This is a genomic window from uncultured Cedecea sp. (assembly GCF_947498825.1).
Taxonomy (GTDB): Bacteria; Pseudomonadota; Gammaproteobacteria; order Enterobacterales; family Enterobacteriaceae; genus JGM124.
Map to the genome: position 1 here is coordinate 43,040 of NZ_CANMLV010000022.1, position 22,987 is coordinate 66,026.

17 protein-coding genes are annotated in these 22,987 nt (G+C 47.2%); 4 read left to right on the plus strand and 13 right to left on the minus strand.

From position 1 onward, the window contains the following. Positions 1-400 precede the first annotated feature (400 nt). Positions 401-1,525 (minus strand): cell division protein ZapE, encoded by a 1,125-nt coding sequence (zapE, locus tag Q1A40_RS18640; protein WP_300003231.1) that lies wholly within the window; start codon positions 1,523-1,525, stop codon positions 401-403. 163 nt (positions 1,526-1,688) lie between these two features. Here zapE and zapG point away from each other — a divergent pair, with 163 nt between their 5' ends. The 3 genes from zapG (at position 1,689) to degS (ending at position 4,753) form a co-directional block, all read left to right on the plus strand. Continuing rightward, positions 1,689-2,087: a Z-ring associated protein ZapG gene (gene zapG, locus Q1A40_RS18645; RefSeq protein ID WP_300003234.1), complete on the plus strand. Its 399-nt coding sequence runs from the start codon at positions 1,689-1,691 to the stop codon at positions 2,085-2,087. Positions 2,088-2,249: 162 nt separating this feature from the next. Further along, entirely contained in the window at positions 2,250-3,596 is a 1,347-nt protein-coding gene (locus Q1A40_RS18650; protein ID WP_300003237.1) for a Do family serine endopeptidase, read from the plus strand. Between the two features lie 89 nt (positions 3,597-3,685). After that, the gene (gene degS, locus Q1A40_RS18655; RefSeq protein ID WP_300003239.1) at positions 3,686-4,753 is read left to right on the plus strand and encodes an outer membrane-stress sensor serine endopeptidase DegS; all 1,068 of its coding nucleotides are present in this window, start codon (positions 3,686-3,688) and stop codon (positions 4,751-4,753) included. Positions 4,754-4,856: 103 nt separating this feature from the next. Here the strand turns inward: degS and mdh are convergent, their stop codons facing one another. After that, positions 4,857-5,792, minus strand: a complete 936-nt coding sequence (gene mdh / locus Q1A40_RS18660) for a malate dehydrogenase (protein WP_300003241.1) — start codon at positions 5,790-5,792, stop codon at positions 4,857-4,859. Between the two features lie 436 nt (positions 5,793-6,228). On the opposite strand from mdh, the gene argR reads away from it, so the two are divergent. Continuing rightward, positions 6,229-6,699 carry a transcriptional regulator ArgR gene (argR, locus tag Q1A40_RS18665; protein ID WP_300003243.1) on the plus strand — a complete coding sequence of 157 codons (471 nt, stop codon included), beginning with the start codon at positions 6,229-6,231 and terminating at the stop codon, positions 6,697-6,699. 57 nt (positions 6,700-6,756) lie between these two features. Here argR and aaeB read toward each other — a convergent pair whose 3' ends face one another. From aaeB to csrD, 11 genes are all read right to left on the minus strand, one after another. Next, positions 6,757-8,718 carry a p-hydroxybenzoic acid efflux pump subunit AaeB gene (gene aaeB, locus Q1A40_RS18670; protein ID WP_300003246.1) on the minus strand — a complete coding sequence of 654 codons (1,962 nt, stop codon included), beginning with the start codon at positions 8,716-8,718 and terminating at the stop codon, positions 6,757-6,759. Positions 8,719-8,729: 11 nt separating this feature from the next. Then, positions 8,730-9,662: a p-hydroxybenzoic acid efflux pump subunit AaeA gene (aaeA, locus tag Q1A40_RS18675; RefSeq protein WP_300003249.1), complete on the minus strand. Its 933-nt coding sequence runs from the start codon at positions 9,660-9,662 to the stop codon at positions 8,730-8,732. Between the two features lie 7 nt (positions 9,663-9,669). After that, complete coding sequence (gene aaeX, locus Q1A40_RS18680; RefSeq protein ID WP_300003252.1) at positions 9,670-9,873, minus strand: p-hydroxybenzoic acid efflux pump operon protein AaeX; 204 nt, start codon at positions 9,871-9,873, stop codon at positions 9,670-9,672. Between the two features lie 502 nt (positions 9,874-10,375). Then, positions 10,376-11,821 carry a metalloprotease TldD gene (gene tldD / locus Q1A40_RS18685; RefSeq protein WP_300003254.1) on the minus strand — a complete coding sequence of 482 codons (1,446 nt, stop codon included), beginning with the start codon at positions 11,819-11,821 and terminating at the stop codon, positions 10,376-10,378. Between the two features lie 319 nt (positions 11,822-12,140). Then, the gene (yhdP, locus tag Q1A40_RS18690; RefSeq protein ID WP_300003257.1) at positions 12,141-15,926 is read right to left on the minus strand and encodes an AsmA2 domain-containing protein YhdP; all 3,786 of its coding nucleotides are present in this window, start codon (positions 15,924-15,926) and stop codon (positions 12,141-12,143) included. A 49-nt stretch (positions 15,927-15,975) separates the two neighbouring features. Next, on the minus strand, positions 15,976-17,445 hold the full coding sequence (gene rng, locus Q1A40_RS18695; RefSeq protein WP_300003260.1) for a ribonuclease G: 1,470 nt from the start codon (positions 17,443-17,445) through the stop codon (positions 15,976-15,978). Beyond that, positions 17,435-18,028, minus strand: coding sequence for a nucleoside triphosphate pyrophosphatase (locus Q1A40_RS18700; RefSeq protein ID WP_300003262.1), 594 nt, complete (start codon positions 18,026-18,028; stop codon positions 17,435-17,437). Before Q1A40_RS18700 ends, rng begins: the two co-directional genes overlap by 11 nt. 8 nt (positions 18,029-18,036) lie before the next feature. After that, entirely contained in the window at positions 18,037-18,525 is a 489-nt protein-coding gene (gene mreD / locus Q1A40_RS18705; protein WP_300003265.1) for a rod shape-determining protein MreD, read from the minus strand. Continuing rightward, positions 18,525-19,544 carry a rod shape-determining protein MreC gene (gene mreC, locus Q1A40_RS18710; RefSeq protein WP_300003268.1) on the minus strand — a complete coding sequence of 340 codons (1,020 nt, stop codon included), beginning with the start codon at positions 19,542-19,544 and terminating at the stop codon, positions 18,525-18,527. The genes mreD and mreC overlap by 1 nt, the downstream gene beginning before the upstream one ends. A gap of 64 nt (positions 19,545-19,608) precedes the next feature. Then, positions 19,609-20,652: a rod shape-determining protein MreB gene (gene mreB, locus Q1A40_RS18715; protein WP_259051597.1), complete on the minus strand. Its 1,044-nt coding sequence runs from the start codon at positions 20,650-20,652 to the stop codon at positions 19,609-19,611. A gap of 304 nt (positions 20,653-20,956) precedes the next feature. After that, positions 20,957-22,897: an RNase E specificity factor CsrD gene (gene csrD / locus Q1A40_RS18720; protein WP_300003276.1), complete on the minus strand. Its 1,941-nt coding sequence runs from the start codon at positions 22,895-22,897 to the stop codon at positions 20,957-20,959. Between the last annotated feature and the right edge of the window lie 90 nt (positions 22,898-22,987).

The window sequence follows — 22,987 nt, forward strand, 5'->3', positions numbered from 1 at the left end:
TTACACGTTGGTGAACACCCAAACGCTTAAAATCAGTTGAGGCTCACACGACATTGTCCAGCAAACCTACCCCTTCGAATAGCCTATGCCGGCACGACAAAAGTTTCGGGAAAAAAACTTTGGTTGTAACGTGGGGTCGCAAGATTATAGAGAAGTCGCTTCGAAAAATCGACCCTAATTTGTCTTTTGTGCCATAATTATACCCAAAATAATTCGAGTTGCATGACAAAACGTTAACGTTTTGAACAACGCAAAGCGTTGGCCCGTCAGGGCGAGACTCATCTATGAGTCTCGTAACGCGGCAAGTGAGAGAATCCCGATGAGCTTACATAGGTAAGTGATTCGGGTGAACGAACGCAGCCAACGCACAGGCAACTCGAAGTATGACGGGGATAGACATTTAAGGCAGGTGCTCCAGGCGCAAATACTCTTCACTTTGCATCTCCTGTAACCGCGACAGGCAGCGCTGGAATTCAAATTTAAGTTTTTCACCTTGATAAATATCGAAAAGTTCTGTTTGTGCAGACACAATCAGTTTGACATGCCGTTCATAAAACTCATCTACCAGCGCAATAAATCGTCGGGCTTCATTTTCGTTACGGGTATTCATCACGGGCACATTAAACAGCATCACCGTATGGAACTGACGCGATAAGGCAATGTAATCATGCTGGCTACGGGCATCAACACAAAGGGTCGTAAAATCTACCGCCAGGGTTTGGTTGGCCACGCCGAGTGTCGCCAACGGTCTGTGGTTAATTTCCATCACAGGTCCTGGCTCACGAATCACCCCCGTCAGCGCAGTATAGAGTTTTTCCATCTGCCCGGCTGTCTGTTGATTTAGAGGTGACAGCCAGATATGAGCCTGGGTCAAGGTTCTCAGCCTGTAGTCAATGCCAGCATCGACGTTCATCACATCACAATACTGTTTGATTGCCTCGATAGCAGGCAAAAAGCGCGTCCGCTGTAAACCATTACGATACAGTTCATCAGGCGGAATATTGGATGTTGCGACTAACGAAATACCTCGTGCGAAAAGGGCTTTCATCAGCGTCCCTAAAAGCATGGCATCCGTAATATCAGAGACAAAAAATTCATCAAAACACAAAATATCAGTTTCCGCTTTGAAACTGTCTGCTACTTTCTCCAGCGGATCGCTTTCGCCTTGTAACTGCGTTAATTCTTCATGAACCCGTAACATAAAGCGGTGAAAATGCAGCCTTAACTTGCGTTCACCAGGCAAACTCTGGAAAAACATATCCATCAGCCAGGTTTTTCCTCGGCCGACGCCACCCCACATATATAACCCCCGGACAGGCTCTTGAACCGCTGGAACACGATTTTTACTCAGCAGCTTGCCAAATCGAGCACGCAGACCGCCTGGCACAGGCTCAGGTTTTTGTAAGATAAGCTGCTGCCATATCGTATCCAGTTTAGTGATGGCATTACGTTGCACATCATCAGGCTGATAATCACCTTGTAACAAGGTTTGCTGATAGCATGATAGGGGAGAGGTATTTTGCATGGTATCCTAGTATTTCCTTTAAAATCGGATAGCTGTTTACTACAGTTGTCGCAAAAAGGCCGTTCTACCCTAAGCGAAGCTGCGGCAAGATTCCACTTCTCTTAAATTAACGGTTATAGTGGCTACAGTACCCAATGGAATCACAAGACAACGGGAGATGTTCATGACTTGGGAATATGCGCTTATTGGATTAGTTGTGGGCCTAATCATTGGTGCCACCGCGATGCGTTTTGGTAATCGTAAACTGCGTCAACAACAAAACCTTCAATATGAGCTGGAAGCAAGCAAAAAAGAGCTTGAAGAATATCGTGAAGAACTGGTCAGTCATTTTGCACATAGTGCAGAACTTCTGGACAAAATGGCCGGTGATTATCGCCAGCTTTATCAGCACATGGCGAAAAGCTCCAGCAGCCTGTTGCCAGGTATGACAGCGGAAACCAATCCGTTCCGTACACGTCTTAATGAATCAGAGGCGAGCAACGATCAAGCTCCGGTTCAGATCCCTCGCGATTACTCAGAAGGCGCTTCGGGTTTACTGCGTAATGGCGCCAAGCGTAACTAATCGGTATCTCGCTCAGGGGACTTAGTGGCCCCAGAGTAAGCTTCATTCAGATGGCCGAATCACAGTTTTTCTGTGCATCGGCCATCTGGGTTTTGTTTCTGGAAGCCATACTTTCACAATGTATGTGTCCCCTTTCCTTATTGTCATGAGAGCCTGCATCTAATGAAAAAACAAGTACGGCTGTTAAGTGTATTAGCGCTAAGTATCGGTGTGACACTCAGTGCTTCATCTCTGGCTTTAGCCTCAACATCTACAGATGTCCCTTCGCAGCAGCCTGTATTACCTAGCCTGGCGCCTATGCTGGAGCAAGTTATTCCTGCGGTTGTCAGTGTCCAGGTTGAGCGCAACGCACCTGCTACGGATTCCGAAGCGCCGCTCCCGCCAGGAAAAGTGCCGCGTGGCCTGGGGGGATTAGGTTCAGGTGTCATTATTGATGCCAAAAATGGTTATATTCTGACGAATAATCATGTAATTGATAGCGCAGATAAAATCAAAATCAAACTCAATGACGGACGCGAGTTTAATGCTAAAGCTATCGGTAGCGATAAGCAAAGCGATATCGCTTTACTACAATTACAGGACGCCAAAGACTTAAAAGAAATCAAAGTGGCTGACTCTGATGGCCTGCGAGTCGGTGATTTTACTGTTGCTGTGGGCAACCCGTTTGGTCTCGGACAAACGGCAACCTCTGGTATTATTTCTGCCCTTGGTCGTAGTGGACTTAATTTAGAAGGTCTGGAAAACTTTATCCAGACTGATGCTTCAATTAACCAAGGTAACTCTGGCGGGGCACTGGTTAACCTTAACGGCGAGCTGATTGGTATTAATACCGCCATTCTGGCCCCTGGTGGGGGTAACGTTGGTATCGGTTTTGCCATCCCTAGCAATATGGCGCAAACCCTGGTTAAACAATTTATCCAGTACGGTGAAGCTAAACGCGGTTTACTGGGTATTAAAGGCACAGAGCTGAATGCTGACATTGCTAAAGCCTTTAAACTCAATACTCAGCGCGGTGCTTTTATCAGTGAAGTGATACCTGACTCCGGATCGGCAAAAGCGGGCGTCAAAGCAGGCGATGTTATTACCAGTTTGAACGGTAAAACGATCCAAAGCTTTGCTGAATTGCGCAGCAAAATTGCCACCACCGAACCCGGTACAGTAGTTAAACTAGGTCTGTTACGTGATGGAAAACCTCTTGACGTTAATGTAACCCTGGATAAAAGCCCAGAGGCGACCACGAGTCTGGAGTCGATTCTTCCCGCACTACAGGGAGCTTCATTCAGCGATGGGCAGTTAAAAGACGGGACTAAAGGTGTCCTGCTGGAGAATGTAGAAAAAGGTTCACCTGCGGCACTGGCAGGCTTGCAGAAAGATGACGTTATCGTCGCGATCAACCGCGATCCGGTACATAATTTAAGCGAAATGCGTAAAGTTTTAGATACCAAGCCTGCGATTATCGCCTTACATATTATCCGTGGCGACAACAGTATCTATATCCTGGCGCGTTAATACTAACCGAGGAAACGGGCATGTCAGGTCTACCTGCCCGTTCCACTTATGTTACTCTATCGGCCTCTCTTACGATTTAATTAAACACTATGCTTCTGAAGATACTTCGTTCAGTGGTGATAGGAATAATTGTTGCGGGTTTATTGTTGTTCACAATACCTTCACTCCGACAAACAATTAGCCCGCTTACCCCGTCAGCATTTGATAGCACCGATGACACCCCGGTGAGCTTTAACTCAGGGGTACGTCGCGCTGCTCCTGCTGTCGTCAATGTCTATAACCGTAGCGCCGGAAACAATGGCCAGCCAGAATTGCATATAAAAACGCTCGGCTCTGGCGTTATTATGGACAGTCGCGGCTATATCATTACGAATAAGCATGTCATCAACGATGCTGATCAAATCATTGTCGCACTACAAGATGGTCGTATATTTGAAGCTTTGTTAGTCGGATCTGACAGTCTGACAGACCTTGCTGTATTAAGAATTGATGCCACCAATCTTCCCACCATCCCTATTAATATCAAGCGACAGGCACATATTGGCGATGTGGTGCTGGCGATTGGCAACCCCTATAACCTTGGCCAGACAGTCACCCAGGGAATTATTGGCGCCACTGGACGAGTCGGCCTTAGTGCATCTGGCAGGCAGTCTTTTTTACAAACAGATGCTTCGATCAACCGGGGAAACTCCGGCGGTGCGCTGGTCAATTCGCTGGGTGAACTGATTGGTATTAATACCCTGTCATTTGACAAAAGTAATGACGGTGAGACACCAGAAGGCATTGGCTTTGCTATTCCTACCGCGCTATCAACCAAAATCATGGAAAAACTGATTCGTGATGGACGGGTGATCCGTGGTTATATCGGTATTGATGGCATGGATTTCGCGCCGCGTAATGCCCCTGCCACGGGTATAGAACGGCTACAAGGAATTATGGTCAGTAAAACGTCACCGAATGGACCCGCGGCTACCGCTGGTATTCAGGCCAAAGACTTGATTCTTTCAGTCAATCATAAACCTGCGGTATCGGTGCTTGAGACCATGGATCAAGTCGCAGAAATTCGCCCGGGTTCGGTTATTGATGTTGAAGTCATACGTGACGATAAGAAACTCACCCTACCTGTCACTATTCAGGAATATCCCGCTGTTAACTAATTAACTGCTGTCGAACAACCATAAAAAACGGGAAAACAATGTTTTCCCGTTTTTTCTTCTCGGGCTAAGAGCTTATTTGCTCTCACACCGATAATACTCAGGCTTACTTCACAAACTCTTCGCCCAGCTTAATGTCACTCTTCAGGGTATCCAGCATACCGGTCAGAGCGTCTTGCTCATAAGCGCTCAGGGTACCAATGGCTTTATACTCGGCAATGCCGTTTTTACCTAACAGCAGCGGCTGAGAGAAGAAGCGGGCATATTCACCGTTACCTTCAACATAAGCACATTCAACCACATTGCTTTCGCCTTGCAGTGCACGTACAAGAGACAGACCAAAGCGTGCAGCGGCTTGTCCCATGGACAGTGTTGCCGATCCGCCACCGGCCTTCGCTTCAACCACTTCAGTTCCCGCATTCTGGATGCGTTTAGTCAGGTCAGCGACTTCCTGCTCAGTAAAGCTCACTCCCGGGATCTGAGACAACAGAGGCAGAATAGTCACGCCTGAGTGGCCGCCGATAACCGGAACGTCGATTTCCGTTGGTTTCTTGCCTTTCAGCTCCGCAACAAACGTATTTGAGCGGATGATATCCAGGGTCGTTATACCAAACAGTTTATTTTTGTCGTAAACGCCTGCATTTTTCAGCACTTCAGCCGCAATCGCAACAGTGGTGTTCACTGGGTTAGTGATGATTCCGATACAGGCTTTCGGGCAAGTCACTGCCACTTGCTGGATCAGGTTTCTCACAATACCGGCATTCACATTAAACAAGTCAGAACGATCCATGCCTGGTTTACGTGCAACACCAGCAGAAATCAAGACAACGTCCGCACCTACCAACGCAGGTGTTGCGTCTTCACCAGAGAAGCCCTGGATTTTCACATCGGTAGGGATGTGGCTCAGATCAACCGCAACGCCAGGGGTTACTGGTGCGATATCATACAGAGAGAGTTCTGAACCTGAAGGCAGTTGGGTCTTGAGTAGAAGGGCAAGCGCCTGGCCAATACCGCCTGCCGCGCCGAGGACTGCAACTTTCATCCTAAAACTCCTTATTATGGGTAGCTAAATCATGCCGTAACATCCTGCGATGGCGACCATAATCCTGAGAGTGGGTAATTACAATCCTTTCGTTTCAAGACTGCGATATTCTGCAATTCCTGACCACGTTTTGCTGCACTTACTTTCCAGGTGGAATAAAACGCCAGAACCGCCAGGTCACGACCTGATGTGGTTTACATCAACCGCCGTTACATTACTCGCCTGGGGACATCAAAACAACATCAATTTAATAACATTCGGTTTACTTTAATGCTTATTTTTAAGTCGTGAGCCATGCATGTTCGTCGATAACAAAATCTGATAAGATCACTCGTTTCTATAATATTTTTTCAACTCGCTTTACCATTCGAGATTTGCATAAAAATTCATTAAAACGCATAATAATTTTCTTTATCCCCCCTATGGCAGGTAAAGAATGCGTATTCTTTCGAAACAAGATGAATTAGTTAAAGCTTTCAAGGCCTTGCTTAAAGAAGAGAAATTCAGTTCGCAGGGAGAAATCGTTCAGGCGTTACAGAACGATGGCTTTGAAAATATCAATCAGTCCAAAGTATCGCGTATGCTGACCAAATTCGGGGCAGTACGGACACGTAATGCAAAAATGGAAATGGTCTACTGTCTGCCCGCAGAATTAGGGGTGCCTACTACCTCCAGTCCGTTAAAAAACCTGGTTCTGGATATCGACTATAACAATGCCGTCGTTGTGATACACACCAGCCCTGGTGCGGCTCAGTTAATTGCCCGTTTACTGGACTCTCTCGGTAAATCCGAAGGTATTCTCGGTACTATTGCCGGGGATGATACGATCTTTACCACCCCTACCAGCAATTTCTCAGTGAAACAGCTTTACGAAGCGATTCTGGTGCTGTTTGAGCAAGAGCTGTAATCATTCGGCTGTTCCCGCCATAACACATGGCGGGGAGCCCGATATATCTGACGTCGCTCAGGCATTAATAAGCGTGTGCTGATACTTATGCAATATCAGGCTCAGACGCTGTACCAGCTCTATGGTTTGTGGTGGCGCTGACCACTGCTGTAGTTTTTCTTCATAGACATCCAGTTCAGCCAGCAACAGTAAATACTCTCGCTGCCGTTTACTGTCATTACTCGCTGCAATGACCCGGTTCGCCGTTTTACGTAACTGGCGATGAAAAGCTGATAGCTCCTCATTAACCGGTATCGCGACATCACGCAAACGCTGATGCAAAATAATCAGTGTCAGTGCCAGACGATACTTGTCGATATCACCAGGGAAACGACTCAGCAATAAGAATAGTTGCTGATACAAAGCGGGCAGATGGTTCTCATTATGGCGTATTTTATTGGTCGTCAGTGCAGAGACCGCAGCCGAAACAAATTGATTGAGCAACGTGCGTCCAGTTCTCTCTTTAGAGTTATCGCGAACCAGCAGAATCACCAACAGCGCCAGGATACTACCGACGATTTGCCCCAGAGCACTATCCAGGAAAGTGCTAAAATGGAACGTCATCGGGTTATCCAGTACGATAATGTTAATGGTACCCGCCAGTGCGCCAAGGGAACCAAGCCGCCGTTTCTGAACTTCAATACCAATGAAGAAACCCAGTAATGCCAGGCTAATACAGAGCAATAAAAAGCTTTGCTGGGTCGAAGGCATAATAACCAAAAAGTAGAGCGCGCCTATCGGAAGTGCGGCTAACATGCCATAGACAAAATCAAGCGCCACCATCCGGGGATTAGGCAGACGCATAGCCAGCGACGTTACGACGGCTATCATCACCATTGCCCCACTGCCAGACGTCCATCCGGTCCATAACCAGAACAAACTGCCCAACATGCAGGAAATAGTGGTACGCCAGAAGTTGATCATCGCGTGATGCCCTTCGGCTGACTCAACTTTGACAACCACTTCGTCCTGTAAAATTTCCTCTTCTACTCTGCTTATCGGAGCATGTGTGATAACGCCCTTTTTGAGTAATGAGTAACGTGTTGAGGCACCAACCCAGCTACTGATCGATACTGGCGTGGATTTTTCTCCCAGCACGGAAATTAATCGACGCAATTTTTTCAGCTGCCTGTGTACATCTGCAGCCGTTTCAACATGCGTTGCAAAGACCTGTCTGAGCGAAGGCGTAATATCCAGCGGACGTAGATTCTGAACCAAGAAGGTTTCACAGGCTTGGGTAATTTGTGTCAAAGCCAGGGTATTAATCGCCTTAAGACGCCGATTCGCCCGTTCCCAGCGCGAAGACTCCATCTGTAGGTTACTGCGCATACCGTTTAATGCAGTCACCCGTCGAACCAGATTCCCCCAGCTTTTATCGATTTCGTCTTTATCTTCATGGGCAATACAGAGCTGCATTAACCGATACTGTTCCACCAGCAAGCTGTCCAGCTCTCTGTCTATTTCTTGTTTAATCGAGCGAGGGGAAAAAAGTAAGTCAGCAACAATAGCGCAGACAATACCAATGATTATCTCGCTGCAGCGTTCAATCGCAAATTGTGGCGTCGTCAGTGGTACAGTGTGGATACTGATGACAATGATTAAAGCAGTATAACCCGACAGCCCCCATGCGTAGGAGTTTTCAACACGTACCAGAGAAGAGATCCAGATACAGAATCCCGCCCATAAACAACATGCCAATAGCATGACTACTGGTGCTCTGATCAGTGAGATTATAATAATTAAAGCGGCTGCACAGCCGATAAAAGTACCGACAATACGTAACATACCACGATAACGAATCGCACCAGAATAAGGCTCACCACCGGCCGCAAAAGCCGGTCCGGCAGCAACCAGTGCTGCCGTCAGCGCGGCCCAGCGCGGGGTATCAAGGTTAAAATGAAAACCAATGAAAACCGCCAGTACAATGGCGAAGGCCAGCTTAATTGCAAAGCGGATATGCAGTGTAGAAATATGATACATACTTAGCTGGCTCAACCGATCTCACGAATGCGGTGCAGAAGTTTCATAAAAAATGAATCATGTTCCGTATCCAGATCTTGTTCACCGGTTACCACAACGGTTGCCGTGGTGCCCGCAGGGTAAAGGATCCCCTGCTGCTCATCGAGATGAATACGCACCGGAACACGCTGAGCCAAACGAACCCATTCCAGATTAGAGTCAATACTCGCCATGCCTTTGGCATCACTTACACTGCTTGCGTTAGCGACCCCAGCAGAAATACTGTCAACCGTTCCACGCAGTACCCGATTACTTCCCAATGGAGTGATTTGTACACGGTATCCCGGACGAATACCGTCAAGCTTGGTTTCCTCCATATAGGCCTGAATATAAAACGAATTCTGTTTGACTAAAGCAACGGCAGTAGAGCCACGGGTAATAAACTCTCCCACGTAGACATTAAGATTAGTTATCCAGCCATCAGCCGGGGCACGAATAATCGTGCGCTGTAAATCCAGAGTCGCAACGTCGCGCAATGCCTCCGATTTAGCTAATTGATGAATAGCGGTTTGCAGTACGTTATTGGACTGATCGATCTCTTCACGCGATATAGCATTGGCTCCAAGGCTATTACGTCGACCAGCTTCACGACGTTTCTCCGTGACTAACGCCTGGTAATAATCAACATCGGCCTGTGCTTCAGTTAACGCTTTTTGATAACGTTCTCTGTCTATGACAAATAACACCTGATCTTTCTTCACCAGCTGATTATCGTGAACATTCACTTCGCTAATCAAACCAGAAACATCCGGCGCAATAGCGACAATGTCGGCAGAGAAGCGGGCATCACGCGTCCAGGGTGATTCAGTGTAAAACGCCCATGCGCGAAAAATAGCGATGAAGGCCAGAACCACCAACACTAAGGTTATCGCAGGACGAGAGATATTTTTTACGAAAATTTTCACAAAGACCTCAAACAAACAGACGCGAAATCAAATAAAAAAGACAGCAATACAAGGCGGTATTAAATAGGGCCGGATGCCAGACAAAATCATAAATACCGGTCGGGGTCAGCAATCGGCGGACTATCCAAAATAGTGCCAACGACAAAATCAACTCGAAAAATATTGGCGGAAAAGAGAGGCCAGATATTACGATGACGGGAAACAGACTCATTTTAGTCCTGCAATAGAGTACTGGAGAGCGAATGCTCAACAGCAATTTACAATAAGAAACAATTTGAAATTAATCTATTATACCCAAAATAATTCGAGTTGCTTGTCGGCGCGAAGTGAGGCGCGTCGATGAGCATAGATAGACTATGTGATTCGGCGCGCCTCATGCACGCAACACCCAAGTAACTTGAAGTATGACGGGTATATTCGGTTAACACAGCGTTAATTACACTATAATAATGTTATTAAAAACCTGTTATCCAGAGAATGCTATAAATCAATTTTTGTACCATTACACAGAAGAAAACCAAAGTAGAGAGGATGTTAGGAAATTTAAGCAAAGACAGGGCGAAAATGCATTCGCCCCTGTACTCGTCATACTTCAAGTTACTTGAGTGTTAACAGTATTCTGGCCATCGAGTCACATAGCTTATCTGTGCTCATCGACGGCCGGAGCTTCTCGCCTGGGAGCAGCGAGAATTATTCAGGGGATAAGTGAAAGCTTAAGCAGTACCACCGATGGTCAGATTATCGACTTTCAGAGTCGGTTGTCCAACACCTACCGGCAAACTTTGGCCTTCTTTTCCGCAAACCCCGACACCCTGATCGAGGGCCAGATCGTTACCGACCATCGAGATCTGTTGCATCGCTTCGATCCCGGACCCTATCAAGGTTGCCCCTTTGACTGGTGTCGTCACTTTACCGTTTTCAATCAAATAAGCCTCGGAAGTAGAAAAGACGAATTTACCAGAGGTAATATCTACCTGACCACCGCCAAAATTCGGCGCATAGAGGCCATACTCTACGGATTCGATAATTTCTTGCGGGGTTGATTTACCTGCCAGCATATAGGTGTTGGTCATGCGCGGCATCGGTAAATGTGCATAGGATTCACGGCGACCATTGCCTGTTGGCGGCACACCCATCAGGCGCGCATTCATCTTGTCCTGCATATAACTTTTCAGGATACCGTTTTCAATCAGCACGTTGTACTGGCCCGGAACACCTTCATCATCAATGGCCACTGAACCACGGCGATTAGGCATCGAACCATCATCAACAATGGTGCAAAGTTCTGAAGAGACCTGTTGCCCTATTTTTCCGCTAAACACTGATGTACCGCGACGATTGAAGTCACCTTCCAGTCCATGACCGACAGCCTCATGCAGTAAGACACCCGGCCAGCCAGCACCCAGTACCACCGGCAGCATACCCGCCGGGGCGGCAACCGCGGACAAATTAACCAAAGCCATACGTACGGCTTCTTTTGCCCAGGCATCAGCACGCACTTCACCATTGACGTTTTCAAGGAAGTATTCATAACCGAAACGACCGCCGCCGCCGGTAGAACCGCGTTCGCGTTTTCCTTCGTGTTCAACCTGAACACTGACCGATAAACGGACTAACGGGCGAATATCAGCCGCCAGTGTGCCATCCGTTGCGGCAACCAAGATAAGCTCATAGACGCCCGTCAGACTGGCGGTCACTTCCTGTACACGGCTATCGGCTGCACGAGCAGCACTATCAACACGTTTGAGAATATCGAGCTTCTCTTCACGCGTCATACTGGTTAACGGATCAATACTGGCATAGAGCGCACCATGTTGTACCGCCCCCAGAGTTTGAATACGCCCATTACCTTGTTCACTGACAATGCTACGTGCCGCATGGCTACTTTGTTCCAGCGCCAGCAAGCTAATCTGATCGGCATAAGCAAAACCGGTTTTTTCGCCACTGATAGCACGGACACCGACTCCCTGATCGATATTATAGGAGCCATCTTTAATAATACGGTCTTCCAGTACCCATGACTCATGATAACTGGACTGGAAATAGAGATCGCCATAGTCAAGACGACGCTCTGATAACTGACCGAGAATGGAAAACAGGTCTTGATGGGTTAAGCCATTCACAGACAGTAGTTGCTCACTTACCAGGTTCAGACTCATCGTTTCGCTACTCTTATTACTTATCGCTCAAGGCGAAAAAGGGTGGAACTTTGGATAGTTCAAGTCACGACAACCCTAATCACTGACTGATATTTTGATAAAACTGCAAAATCAGTCCAGCAAAACAGGCCCGCAGATTTGAAATATAATGAATATATACCCAAAATAATTCGAGTTGCTTGTAGGCGCGAAGTGAGGCGCATCAATGAGCATAGATAAACTATGTGATTCGGCGCGTCTCACGCACGCAACGCCCTGGCAACTTGAAGTATGACGGTATAACTTTTATGTGTGCCGTTATTTCTCCACGCACAGCAAATCATCTGGCTTCGTTCATTTTCGGCTGACGTAATACTTCATCAACTTTCGGTTTATCCATCGGGCCTGTGATGCTATAGCGCAGGATAGAAACCTTACTCCATAATGGACTTAGTACCTTACTCGCCGCAAATACCGCAGCACCAACAATAGGGTTGACCGCAAATGCCGTCGCTACACTGACCGTGGCAGAGATTTCCGGTGCGACAATCGCCTCGAGATTAAGCTCGCGCCGCACTAAATCCATTTCACCTTTAATGGCGATATCCGCTTCCAGGCCGTCCACCAGTGTATCATCGGTATGGAAAATACCGTCTTTTATCCATGCGGTGCTATTGATACTGTCGTAGTAAAAACCACTCCCGAAAGTATCTCTGAAATCAAAACGTAACTTGCGCAATAGCGCATCAAAGCTGACCAGACGAAGTAATTGCCCCGCACGACCAGTGCCAACCGACTCGATTCTGCCACGCCCCAGTGACATTTTCAAAATCCCACTCAGCGAGCTTTCATCAGGAGACCAAGGGACATCTCGCCAATACAAATCATAGTTTACATCAAAAGAAGATTCCTGAAGCGGAATGCTCACACCAAAGAAACTCGCCGTCTGCCCCACCTTCTGCCCCGTAAGGCTCCCTTTTAGGGCCGTACGGAGACCGCCGGGTTTATTGACCCACTCCCCCTCGGCAGTTAACCGGGCGAACCCAGCCTCTATCAAACCGTTTTCCAGTTTCAGAGTATCGCCTTTAACAATTAAATCACCGTCAATACGACCGTATTTCTGCCCCCATAACCAGCATTCAGCACAACGCAGCAAAACGTCAGGCCAGCTACGGAAATCAATAGCCGATGATGAAAATATACTGTTATCAGCGCCTGTATCACTCTTCATCGCCCACTCAGGGTTAAAGTAGAGATAATTGATATTAGCCTGCCAGGCTGCGTTTTTATGCATTTCCAGCGTGCCGTTAAGTTCACGTCCTTTAGCAACCACTTTTGATCCGCCAGGCGTCGGCTGTGTCATCACACTCAAGTCATGCCACTGTTGTCCACCTAAAGTCAAAACCGGTATATATAATGTCACCTTCTGTGGTAACACAATACTATCATCGGTAACATGAGCTTTATTCTGACTTGATAAGCCCAGCCATTCTTCTCCGGCGATAGCGGGCAAATAGAGTTCGATGCTGTTTGATTCAGGCAGTGCGGGGATCCCTTTGCTGTTCGCTGCCCAAATAGCGCTATCAAGAATCAGATTTTTATTGAGCAACCAGCGGCTGGAAAAGTGATTGTCAGCCCCCGCATTTCCGTTCAGGGTAAACTCTTTTAACGATCCTTTGACTGCAATATTGACTGGCAGAGCTGTTCCTGCCGATTTATTCAATGGTGAAGGTAAGTGACTACTTACATTCTTTAAGTTCCCCGCCAGATTGACCTGATATTTAGCATCGCCGCTATAGGGAAGCGAGATATCTACTTTACCTGTCCAGCCCATACGACCACTGAGTTTTTTACTGATCTCATCAGGTATGACATTTATCTTGCCTGGCAGCCAGTCCCCGCTCAAATTGACACCAATTTGATACTCTTTTTCCCCTGTTTTGGTAGAAAAATCTATGTCAACCGGCTGATTAAACCAAGTAGCCTGCAGCGGTTCACTACGCAAATCACCATTAGAAAAACTAAACTTTCCGCTTAAACGGTGCAGCGTGCTTTCCAGAGGCTTAATTAACAGGTCATTATTTTTCAGCGTAACCTCGCCAGAAGCCAGAGTCATTGCGCCATCGAGGGGAATATCAAGATGTAAGCGAGCATTCACATCGCCGCTAATTTGCAGTTCATCGAGGGCGGCAGCCAGGGAGTCATCAAGAGGCGTATCTTTAAAATAGGGTCCTACTGCCGCACCCGGACCATTAATATCCGCATCAATCAGCAGTTGTTCTTTATCATAGTCAGGAATATTTGCCGTCAGGTTGCGTGCTGTAACACCACCAAGCGCGACCTTATCCGCATTCATCCACAGCCCCTGATTAAGGAAGTCAAGGGTGATATCAAGGTTTTTCAACGCCGGCCAGTCGGGCTGGAAAGCATAGGTCGCGTTACGCAGTGGAACATAAACCTGGAACTGACCTTCATTATCTTTGAAAGGAAATAAACCAGGGTCACCGCCGAATACCAGCGTCGCGTTATCCGCCTGTCCACCCTGGATAGCACCGCTCAGATAATCAGTGAGTTCTTTACCCATCAGATTTTCCGGGAAATAACGCCAGGCTTCAGCACCATTATTGGTTCTGATACCTGCCAGAATACCTAACCAAGGTTCACCCTGCGCCGGTTGTAGATAACGAAAATCCCCTTTGGCCCAAACGGCAATAGCCTGAACATCAATATTTTTGCCTTCGAGCTCGAAACCTTCAGCATCTTTTTTCCACAGCAATGAAGCGGTGCCTTTGGTTATGTTCAGCGGTGCACGAAATACCGTTTCATAAGGCATTTTGCCGTCAATAACCTGAACATCCAGCTTACCATTCATCACACTCCCGCTCACCGTTCCCGATAAGTGCTCAACGCCGGGTACTAATTTCCACTGGTTCCAGCTGACATTATTCCAGCTCGCCTGCATGCGTGTCTGATCGGGGTGGTCTAATGGAATATCCAGTGCCAGCGTCGCGATATGCCCTTGCGGCTGCATCGTTTTCCAGACTTTCACCACCTCAGGAGAAAAACGCGTGGCAACAGGCATGAGTCCATTGAAGTTAGCAAGTTCCATATTGCTGGCACGAACCCGAATTTCTTCACCTCGCGTGTTACCTTGCCCGTTCAGCCAGGCAAGCTCCAGCCGTCCTTTTGGCCAGGCATGATCATCAAGGGTAATATTAGTATCAGGGATAACGAGTTCCCAGCCCGAAGATTCACGACTGATCTGTGCTGTCAGATTATCGACGGACAGATGGTGTTCAGTGTTATTTTCGCTTTCCCAACTCGCGCCCCCCTGTTTCAGCCAGATATTCCCTCCGCGAATTTCCCCGCCATTGATATCCATCCAGCCTTCCAGGCTAAAACGAGCGCTTTGCAAAGAGAGATTATCGGTCATCCAATGACTAAACCAAGGTTTGACATCAACATCATCTGCTTGTAACCAGATTTTGCCGCTATCCAGTAAGCCATTCTCATCCCGCAAGTCTAAACGAACATTGGCAACCCCATGTTGTCCGTTAAAACTCGACAAACTCACCATACCTTCAGCGCGGTGGCGACTCTGCTCATTAAGCCAGGTCAGTTGCGGAATAGAGAGCTCAGAGCGCTGCCCCGAAAGGGTCAGAAAACTAAATGTACTGTCACGAAGATCAAAGTGATCGAACTGACGCAAGAAGAGATTGCTTATTTTACTGGCTTCGAGACCATCGCCTCCCCCCTCTGAACTGAACGGGGTATTGATACGCACTTGTAGCTGATAAAAAGTGAGATCGCGAAACTGCCAGCGGGCATGCAACAAGCTTTGCCAGATATCCAGTGCCAGAGAGACACGTTTAATCTTCAGCTCGCCCCCTTCATTCAGCGGCACTTGAATATCTTCAACATTGAGGGTAGGGCCAAAGCTTTGCCAGCTGGCTTCAAGATGGCTGGCTTCAACAGGCACACCTGTTGCCTGCTCTATTTTTTCCAACAGAGCAGGACGCCATGTGTTCAGATGCGGTAGCACTAACCGTAGCGCACTGATCAGCAATGCAACAATAACAATCAGTCCCACGCCAGTAAGCAACAGTATGCCTGGCAGTCTCCTCACATCTTTCCCCTTGTTATTACAGCATAATGCACAAATCCCAAGGAAGGATTCACATCATAACCACATCGAACTGCTCCTGATTGTAGAGCGGCTCTATCTGTACTTTGACCTGTTTGCCAACAAAGATTTCAACCTCAGCCAAAGCATGAGATTCGTCACTTTTTAGCGCTTCACCGACGGCAGGAGAAGCATAAACCAGGAAACGATCGGAGTCATAGGCATGGTGCACACGGACCACTTCACGCATAATTTCATAGCAGACTGTTTCAACACTTTTTACCGTACCACGACCATGACAGCTTGGGCATTCATTACACAGAACATGCTCAACGCTTTCACGCGTTCTTTTACGCGTCATTTCAACCAAGCCAAGCTGTGAAAAGTTACTGATCCCGGTCTTCACGCGGTCTTTACTCAGCGCTTGTTCAAGAGAATGCAGCACCCGGCGGCGATGATCCTCATTACTCATATCGATAAAATCGATGATGATAATTCCACCAAGGTTACGCAGCCGTAACTGACGGGCGATAGCTTGTGTCGCTTCGATATTGGTATTAAATATCGTGTCATCAAGGTTGCGATGACCAACAAATGCTCCGGTATTGATATCAACAGTCGTCATCGCTTCTGTCTGATCAATGACCAGATAGCCACCAGACTTCAACTCAACTTTACGTTCCAGGGCCCGCTGGATTTCATTTTCAACATCGTAGAGATCAAAAATAGGCTGACGGCCACTGTAGTGTTCTATTTTGCTGGTCATCTCTGGCATATATTCTGCCGTGAACTCCAGCAAACATTCATAGGTCAGGCGTGAGTCAACACGAATTCTGTCCAGTGCTGCATCGGCAAAATCCCGTAATACACGCTGCGCCAAAGCCAATTCACCATACATCTGATAGCGAGTTTGATTACGTTTTTTACGCTCGCTAACCTTGGTCCAGACCCGTTTCAGGTATGCCGCATCAGAAGCTAAATCGCTTTCACAGACGCCTTCCGCCGCGGTACGAATAATAAATCCGCCCAGTTCGTCGCAATAATCACTGACGATACGTTTTAAACGTTCACGCTCTTCTTCACTGTCAATACGCTGAGAGACACCCACATGTGAAGAACCCGGCATAAATACCAGATAACGTGAAGGTAAAGTGATATCAGTAGTGAGTCTGGCACCTTTGGTACCTAGCGGATCTTTAACCACTTGTACCATCAAGTCCTGGCCTTGGCGTACCAACTCTGCAATATCACGAACGTGGAAATTTTTTTGTTCTTCTCCGGCGACACATTCCGTGTGGGGCATGATATCGGAAGCATGGAGAAACGCTGCCTTATCAAGGCCAATATCTACAAATGCCGCTTGCATACCGGGCAGCACTCGACTTACACGACCCTTGTAGATATTTCCGACAATTCCACGACGTGACTCACGTTCAATATGGATTTCTTGCAGTATTCCGCCGTCAATATAAGCAACCCGCGTTTCTGATGGAGTCACATTGACCAATAATTCAGCCGTCATCTTTTCCTCGTCGATTCCGTAACGCGTGAAAATCACTCAGCAATTCATTTGTTTCCACCAGCGGTAGTCCCATGACTGCATGATAACTACCATTAATTTTTCGGACAAAAGCGCCACCAAGACCTTGAATGCCATAGGCACCGGCTTTATCCATAGGTTCGCCGCTGGCGATATAGTCACTAATGTCTTGTTCCGATAAATAACGAAACATCACCTGAGTTATGACCAGACTTTCCAGCACTTGAGCGCTGTCTGCAATTGCTACTGCGGTCATGACATTATGTTGCCGTCCTGATAGCTGACGAAGCATATGAGCAGCTTGTTCGGTACTCTGTGGTTTTTCTAATATTTCACCTTCGAGCACCACGATAGTATCAGCCCCAAGCACAGGGAGATCCTGTTTAGCCATGGCAACACCCGCCTGAGCCTTTTCACGCGCCAGGCGTCGAACATATTGCTGCGCATTTTCATGTGGCTGTCTCTGCTCAATAATACCCGGAACTATCTGCTCAAAAACCAAACCCAGCTGGGCCAAAAGTTCCTGACGACGTGGCGATCCAGATGCCAGATATAACGTAATCATAATTACCTTTATTGCACAGCGAATTGTTGGCGAATTTTACGCATTAGCAGGAAAATCCACGGCCAAAGAATACCGTTGATCCCACTACTCCAAAAAACAGCGGGCTGAAAGGCGACATTGGCATTTAAAAAACCGGCCCAGAAAACAATCAAATTAGCGACCAGGGATAATAAAATCACGACTAATGCTTGTTGCCATAAAGCAAGGTTACGGAATAACTGATATTTAAGCGTCACCAGGTAGGCTACAATACTGAGTGCTAACGCACGCACACCCAAGGTGGAGCCACTGATCAAATCCATAATCGCGCCTACCGCAAAACCGGTTCCGACATTAACACGATGTGGCAGGGCCAGGATCCAGTATAACAGTATCAGTAATACCCAATCGGGCCGGTATAATTTCAAATCATCCGGCCATGGCATCACTTCTAGCAGCAGCGCAATAAGAAAAGAGATCCAGATAACCCAGCGACCCTGGCTGCGATAACGTCCCACTAGCGACTCCCTGTTGGCGCTGTAGTAGTACGGGGTGTATTTCCCCCGTTTGCCGGAGTTGGAGCAGGTGCGGCATCTGGAGTCGGCGCAGGAGGCCCCATAGCATCAGCAGGAGGTAATACTTGCGGCATCATTTGCATCAATCGTTCGTTAGCGACGCGATGAACTTCATGAGGCGCCATAGGTATGTCCCCTTCTTTATCAGCTCCCCACAGCAACAGCAAATAGCGTAAACGCTGTAATCCTGCGGTTGGGCGGGCCTGAATCACGGTATAAGCACGCTGAGTATCCAGCTTGACAGAAGACACCACACCCACCGGATAACCTTCAGGAAAACGTCCGCCCAATCCTGAGGTCACCAGTACATCACCGACACGAATATCAGTATTGGCAGGTAAATGTTCAAGTTGCAGATCGTCGCTACAACCCGTACCTGAAGCCAGTACCCGAATATCATTACGCAATACTTGAATGGGCAGCGAATGCGTGGCATCACAAATCAGCAGTACCCGGCTGGTGAATTTCGCCACCGCCACCACTTGACCAACCACCCCTTTATCGCTAATAACCGGCTGACCTTCGTAAACGCCATTAATGCTGCCTTTATCAATAACCACCTGGTCACTATAGGGATCGCTCACCGTAGAGATGACCTGAGTAACCATTTTTTGCTCGTCCTGGCGCAAAGGCGAACCGAGCAGTTCTCGCAGACGCGTATTTTCCTGCCGATACTGGCCCAGCATCAACAGTTCACTGTTTTTCAGGATCAGTTCCTGACGTAAAACACGGTTTTCACGTTCCAGCTGGCTACGCGAAGTTAATGTCTGAGACACGTTGTCGAGTAATTCACGAGGGCCGTTAGAAACAAAATAGAAAGGGCTGACAGCAGTATCAAGGTATGTTCGAATTTGACTGAACACCCCTAAGCGGCTATCGGCAATAATGACGCCGAGCGCCACCAAAACCGCCAGAACAAGGCGAATTTGCAGCGACGGGCCACGACTAAAAATGGGCTTCATAGGCTATGCGTATTCCCGAACCAACAAGCAAGGGAAGCCATCAGGCTCCCTTGTACCGAGGCTATTACTCTTCGCTAAACAAGTCGCCACCGTGCATGTCGATCATTTCCAGAGCCTTACCGCCACCACGAGCAACACAGGTCAATGGATCTTCTGCAACTACTACCGGGATCCCCGTTTCTTCCATCAACAAACGATCGAGGTTACGCAGCAACGCCCCACCACCAGTTAATACCATACCGCGTTCTGAAATATCAGACGCCAGCTCTGGCGGGCATTGTTCCAGCGCAACCATCACAGCGCTGACGATACCGGTCAGTGGCTCTTGCAATGCTTCGAGGATTTCATTCGAATTCAGGGTGAAACCACGTGGTACACCTTCTGCCAGGTTACGACCACGCACTTCGATTTCAAGGACTTCATCACCCGGATAAGCTGAACCGATACCATGCTTAATACGTTCTGCGGTCGCTTCACCAATCAAAGAACCGTAGTTGCGGCGTACATAATTGATAATCGCTTCATCGAAACGGTCACCACCAATACGTACAGAAGATGAGTACACCACACCATTCAGAGAGATAACGGCAACTTCAGTGGTTCCCCCACCGATATCAACAACCATCGAACCCGTTGCTTCAGAAACCGGAAGACCAGCACCAATAGCCGCAGCCATAGGTTCTTCAATTAAGAAGACTTCACGAGCTCCCGCACCCTGAGCTGACTCACGAATAGCACGACGCTCAACTTGGGTCGCACCAACAGGTACACAAACCAGTACGCGTGGGCTAGGACGCATGAAGCTATTGCTATGAACCTGTTTGATGAAGTGCTGAAGCATTTTTTCAGTCACAAAAAAGTCGGCAATAACACCATCTTTCATTGGTCGAATAGCCGCGATATTGCCTGGCGTACGACCCAGCATCTGTTTGGCTTCATGACCCACAGCAGCAACACTTTTTGGCGAACCACTTCTGTCCTGGCGAATCGCCACAACGGATGGTTCATTCAATACAATGCCCTGTCCTTTAACATAAATCAGGGTATTCGCGGTACCCAGGTCAATGGACAAGTCATTAGAAAACATGCCACGAAATTTTTTCAACATACTAAGGGATAATCCTGAAAGCTGGGGCAGATAAAGATCCGCTTACTTTAGCAACCACTCGTTGTAGCGACAAGGCGAAGAACTGCTCTACAACGGTGAAAAATAGTACACTTCGCTACAGTTGTTACATTTCTGAAACATTCTGGCGTCGTGTGCTCAAAAATACAGCACACATGATGAAATAAACGTTTCATTCACAGTAACAAAACGATTTAAAACGGCTGTGATAATCTTAAGGCAAACCATCATGTCCCCTTAAGATACAGCGGGCGTTATTCTACGTGAAATAATGTCAAACGGCAGGTTAAACCGAGTATCTTTGAGAATATTTTTTCACGTCATTATCCAGTAACTGTGCCGCGGCAATAAAATCGCCTTGCGCGCCTGCTACGCCATTATCCATCAGAGTCTGCCATTCACTCAGCGTTCTTACGCCTGACGCAAACACATGTGCATGCGTCCCGTGACATGCTTCAACTAAACTCTGTAGAAACAGCTGGTTCTCTGTCTGTTTGCCAATGTTTCTTACAACAGCAGGATGCAGTTTAATCAATTCGATATCCAAAACCTTAATGTAAGAGGTACTGGCCACCGTTAATCCTGCATGAATAACTGCTATCTGCCCACCTAATGTCGTGATGGTTTTGATTATCGGACGTAACAGACTGATATGTTGACATACATCTTCCTCTGCAAGTTCAAAAATAATCCGCGAACGCAGTGATTTTTCATATTGCATTAACGAATTCCGGACCCAGTCCTGAAAAGAAGGACGTATTAATGAGTCGAGAGAAACCTGAATCGCCATAGTTTCTTCCGGCCAGAATCGCAGTAATGGCAATAAACGAGAGATGATAAGCTTGTCATATTGCTCAGATAAACCGAACTGTTCGACCATCGGCATATACTCATCGGGTAGTATTTCCTGCTTACCATCCAAAATACGGCATTGGATATCCCGATGAACCACAACGCCCTGGCGATTAACCGCCGGAGTTTGATAAAATCGCGGCCCACCTTGTTTTAACATTTGTTCCAGCAAAGTGCGCCATTTAACACTTCCACGTCCGGTATCAGGCAAACTCTCATCATAAACACACCAGCTATTTGTGCCTTGTAACACCGCGTTCCGGACAGCAATTTCTGCCTGATCCATCACCTGCTCTTTAGTTTGTCCATTGCGCCAGGAACAGATTCCAATATGCAATACATTGTCTTTATCGACGATTCGGGTAGAGGGCAGAGCATCAACACAATGAAGCAGTTGACTGGCAAAACTATTGGCGTCTTTCAAACTACGATGCGGTAGCAGTACTGCAAAATCATTACGTAAATAGCGCGCCAGAATCGCACCGGGGTAACGCATGACAAAGGTCGATAACAGATTAATCAGAACAAACTGATAATCTTCAACAACATCACTTTCCCAAAGCTCTCGCAGATGTTCAAAGTCTGGCAGGCGAAGGAGCATAGCCATACCATGCACGTCTGCCTGGGCGTGCTCTTCTAATAGTATCGATAGCTGGTTGTCGAAGAATTGTCTATTACTGAGACCCGTTTTTGCATCCTGAGCCGCAAAAGTACGGATTAACGTATCCAGACGATTGCGCTGTTCATTGACTGTCTGCAAATCAGCCAGTAATACATCTAATGCTCTACTGGCTGAATGCGGATATTCCAAAACCGTGCTCTTCACTTCAATATCTCGCTCGCCTTCCAGAATTTTACTCGCCCGTTTTTCCAGTAGCTCCTGTCCCAGTAGTACGCCTCTTAGCCAGTACAGAAACCACAATAAGATAAAAATGATAATGAGCATCGCGATGATAAAAGGGATAACCGGTGGAATAGCATAAAAATAGCTCGGGATAACATAATGATAAGCCAGACTAATACTCATCCCCGGATGATGAATTAAATGAATAGTAAGATTACGTAGATCGCTGTGTGGTATCTGCGACAAGATATTAGCGGGAAGTTGATATCTGAATAGATCGCCGCTTTCATTATTTAAACGAATTTCGGTGATAGCAGACTGTATCATCTCCTCCTTAAGCCAGGACTCAAGAGTTTCGGGCGATGCTGAAACTAAATGAATATCAATCATTGATGCCACAGCGGTAACCCGCTGTTCAGCCTTTTCCTGAATCAAGTATAAAAAGCTCAATGAACTACCAGCCACGGTCAAAATAACCGTTAATCCGGTTAACAAGGCTATGAAAACTGAAAGCTTTGTCGTTAATTTCATCCCGATGCTGGCCCTGATAAATAAAGATAAAATGTTCTGTCATCGACCCTAACCATTAATTAATTACGGCAGATAAATCCAAAAACAGTC

What these genes read in the sequence shown, in the direction of transcription:
- mreC (WP_300003268.1), bottom strand. Translation starts at nt 19,544, where the DNA reads ATGAAGCCCATTTTTAGTCGTGGCCCGTCGCTGCAAATTCGCCTTGTT.
- rng (WP_300003260.1), bottom strand. Translation starts at nt 17,445, where the DNA reads ATGACGGCTGAATTATTGGTCAATGTGACTCCATCAGAAACGCGGGTT.
- mdh (WP_300003241.1), bottom strand. Translation starts at nt 5,792, where the DNA reads ATGAAAGTTGCAGTCCTCGGCGCGGCAGGCGGTATTGGCCAGGCGCTT.
- zapG (WP_300003234.1), top strand. Translation starts at nt 1,689, where the DNA reads ATGACTTGGGAATATGCGCTTATTGGATTAGTTGTGGGCCTAATCATT.
- Q1A40_RS18650 (WP_300003237.1), top strand. Translation starts at nt 2,250, where the DNA reads ATGAAAAAACAAGTACGGCTGTTAAGTGTATTAGCGCTAAGTATCGGT.
- argR (WP_300003243.1), top strand. Translation starts at nt 6,229, where the DNA reads ATGCGTATTCTTTCGAAACAAGATGAATTAGTTAAAGCTTTCAAGGCC.
- mreB (WP_259051597.1), bottom strand. Translation starts at nt 20,652, where the DNA reads ATGTTGAAAAAATTTCGTGGCATGTTTTCTAATGACTTGTCCATTGAC.
- aaeB (WP_300003246.1), bottom strand. Translation starts at nt 8,718, where the DNA reads ATGTATCATATTTCTACACTGCATATCCGCTTTGCAATTAAGCTGGCC.
- zapE (WP_300003231.1), bottom strand. Translation starts at nt 1,525, where the DNA reads ATGCAAAATACCTCTCCCCTATCATGCTATCAGCAAACCTTGTTACAA.
- degS (WP_300003239.1), top strand. Translation starts at nt 3,686, where the DNA reads ATGCTTCTGAAGATACTTCGTTCAGTGGTGATAGGAATAATTGTTGCG.
- csrD (WP_300003276.1), bottom strand. Translation starts at nt 22,897, where the DNA reads ATGAAATTAACGACAAAGCTTTCAGTTTTCATAGCCTTGTTAACCGGA.
- Q1A40_RS18700 (WP_300003262.1), bottom strand. Translation starts at nt 18,028, where the DNA reads ATGATTACGTTATATCTGGCATCTGGATCGCCACGTCGTCAGGAACTT.
- aaeX (WP_300003252.1), bottom strand. Translation starts at nt 9,873, where the DNA reads ATGAGTCTGTTTCCCGTCATCGTAATATCTGGCCTCTCTTTTCCGCCA.
- tldD (WP_300003254.1), bottom strand. Translation starts at nt 11,821, where the DNA reads ATGAGTCTGAACCTGGTAAGTGAGCAACTACTGTCTGTGAATGGCTTA.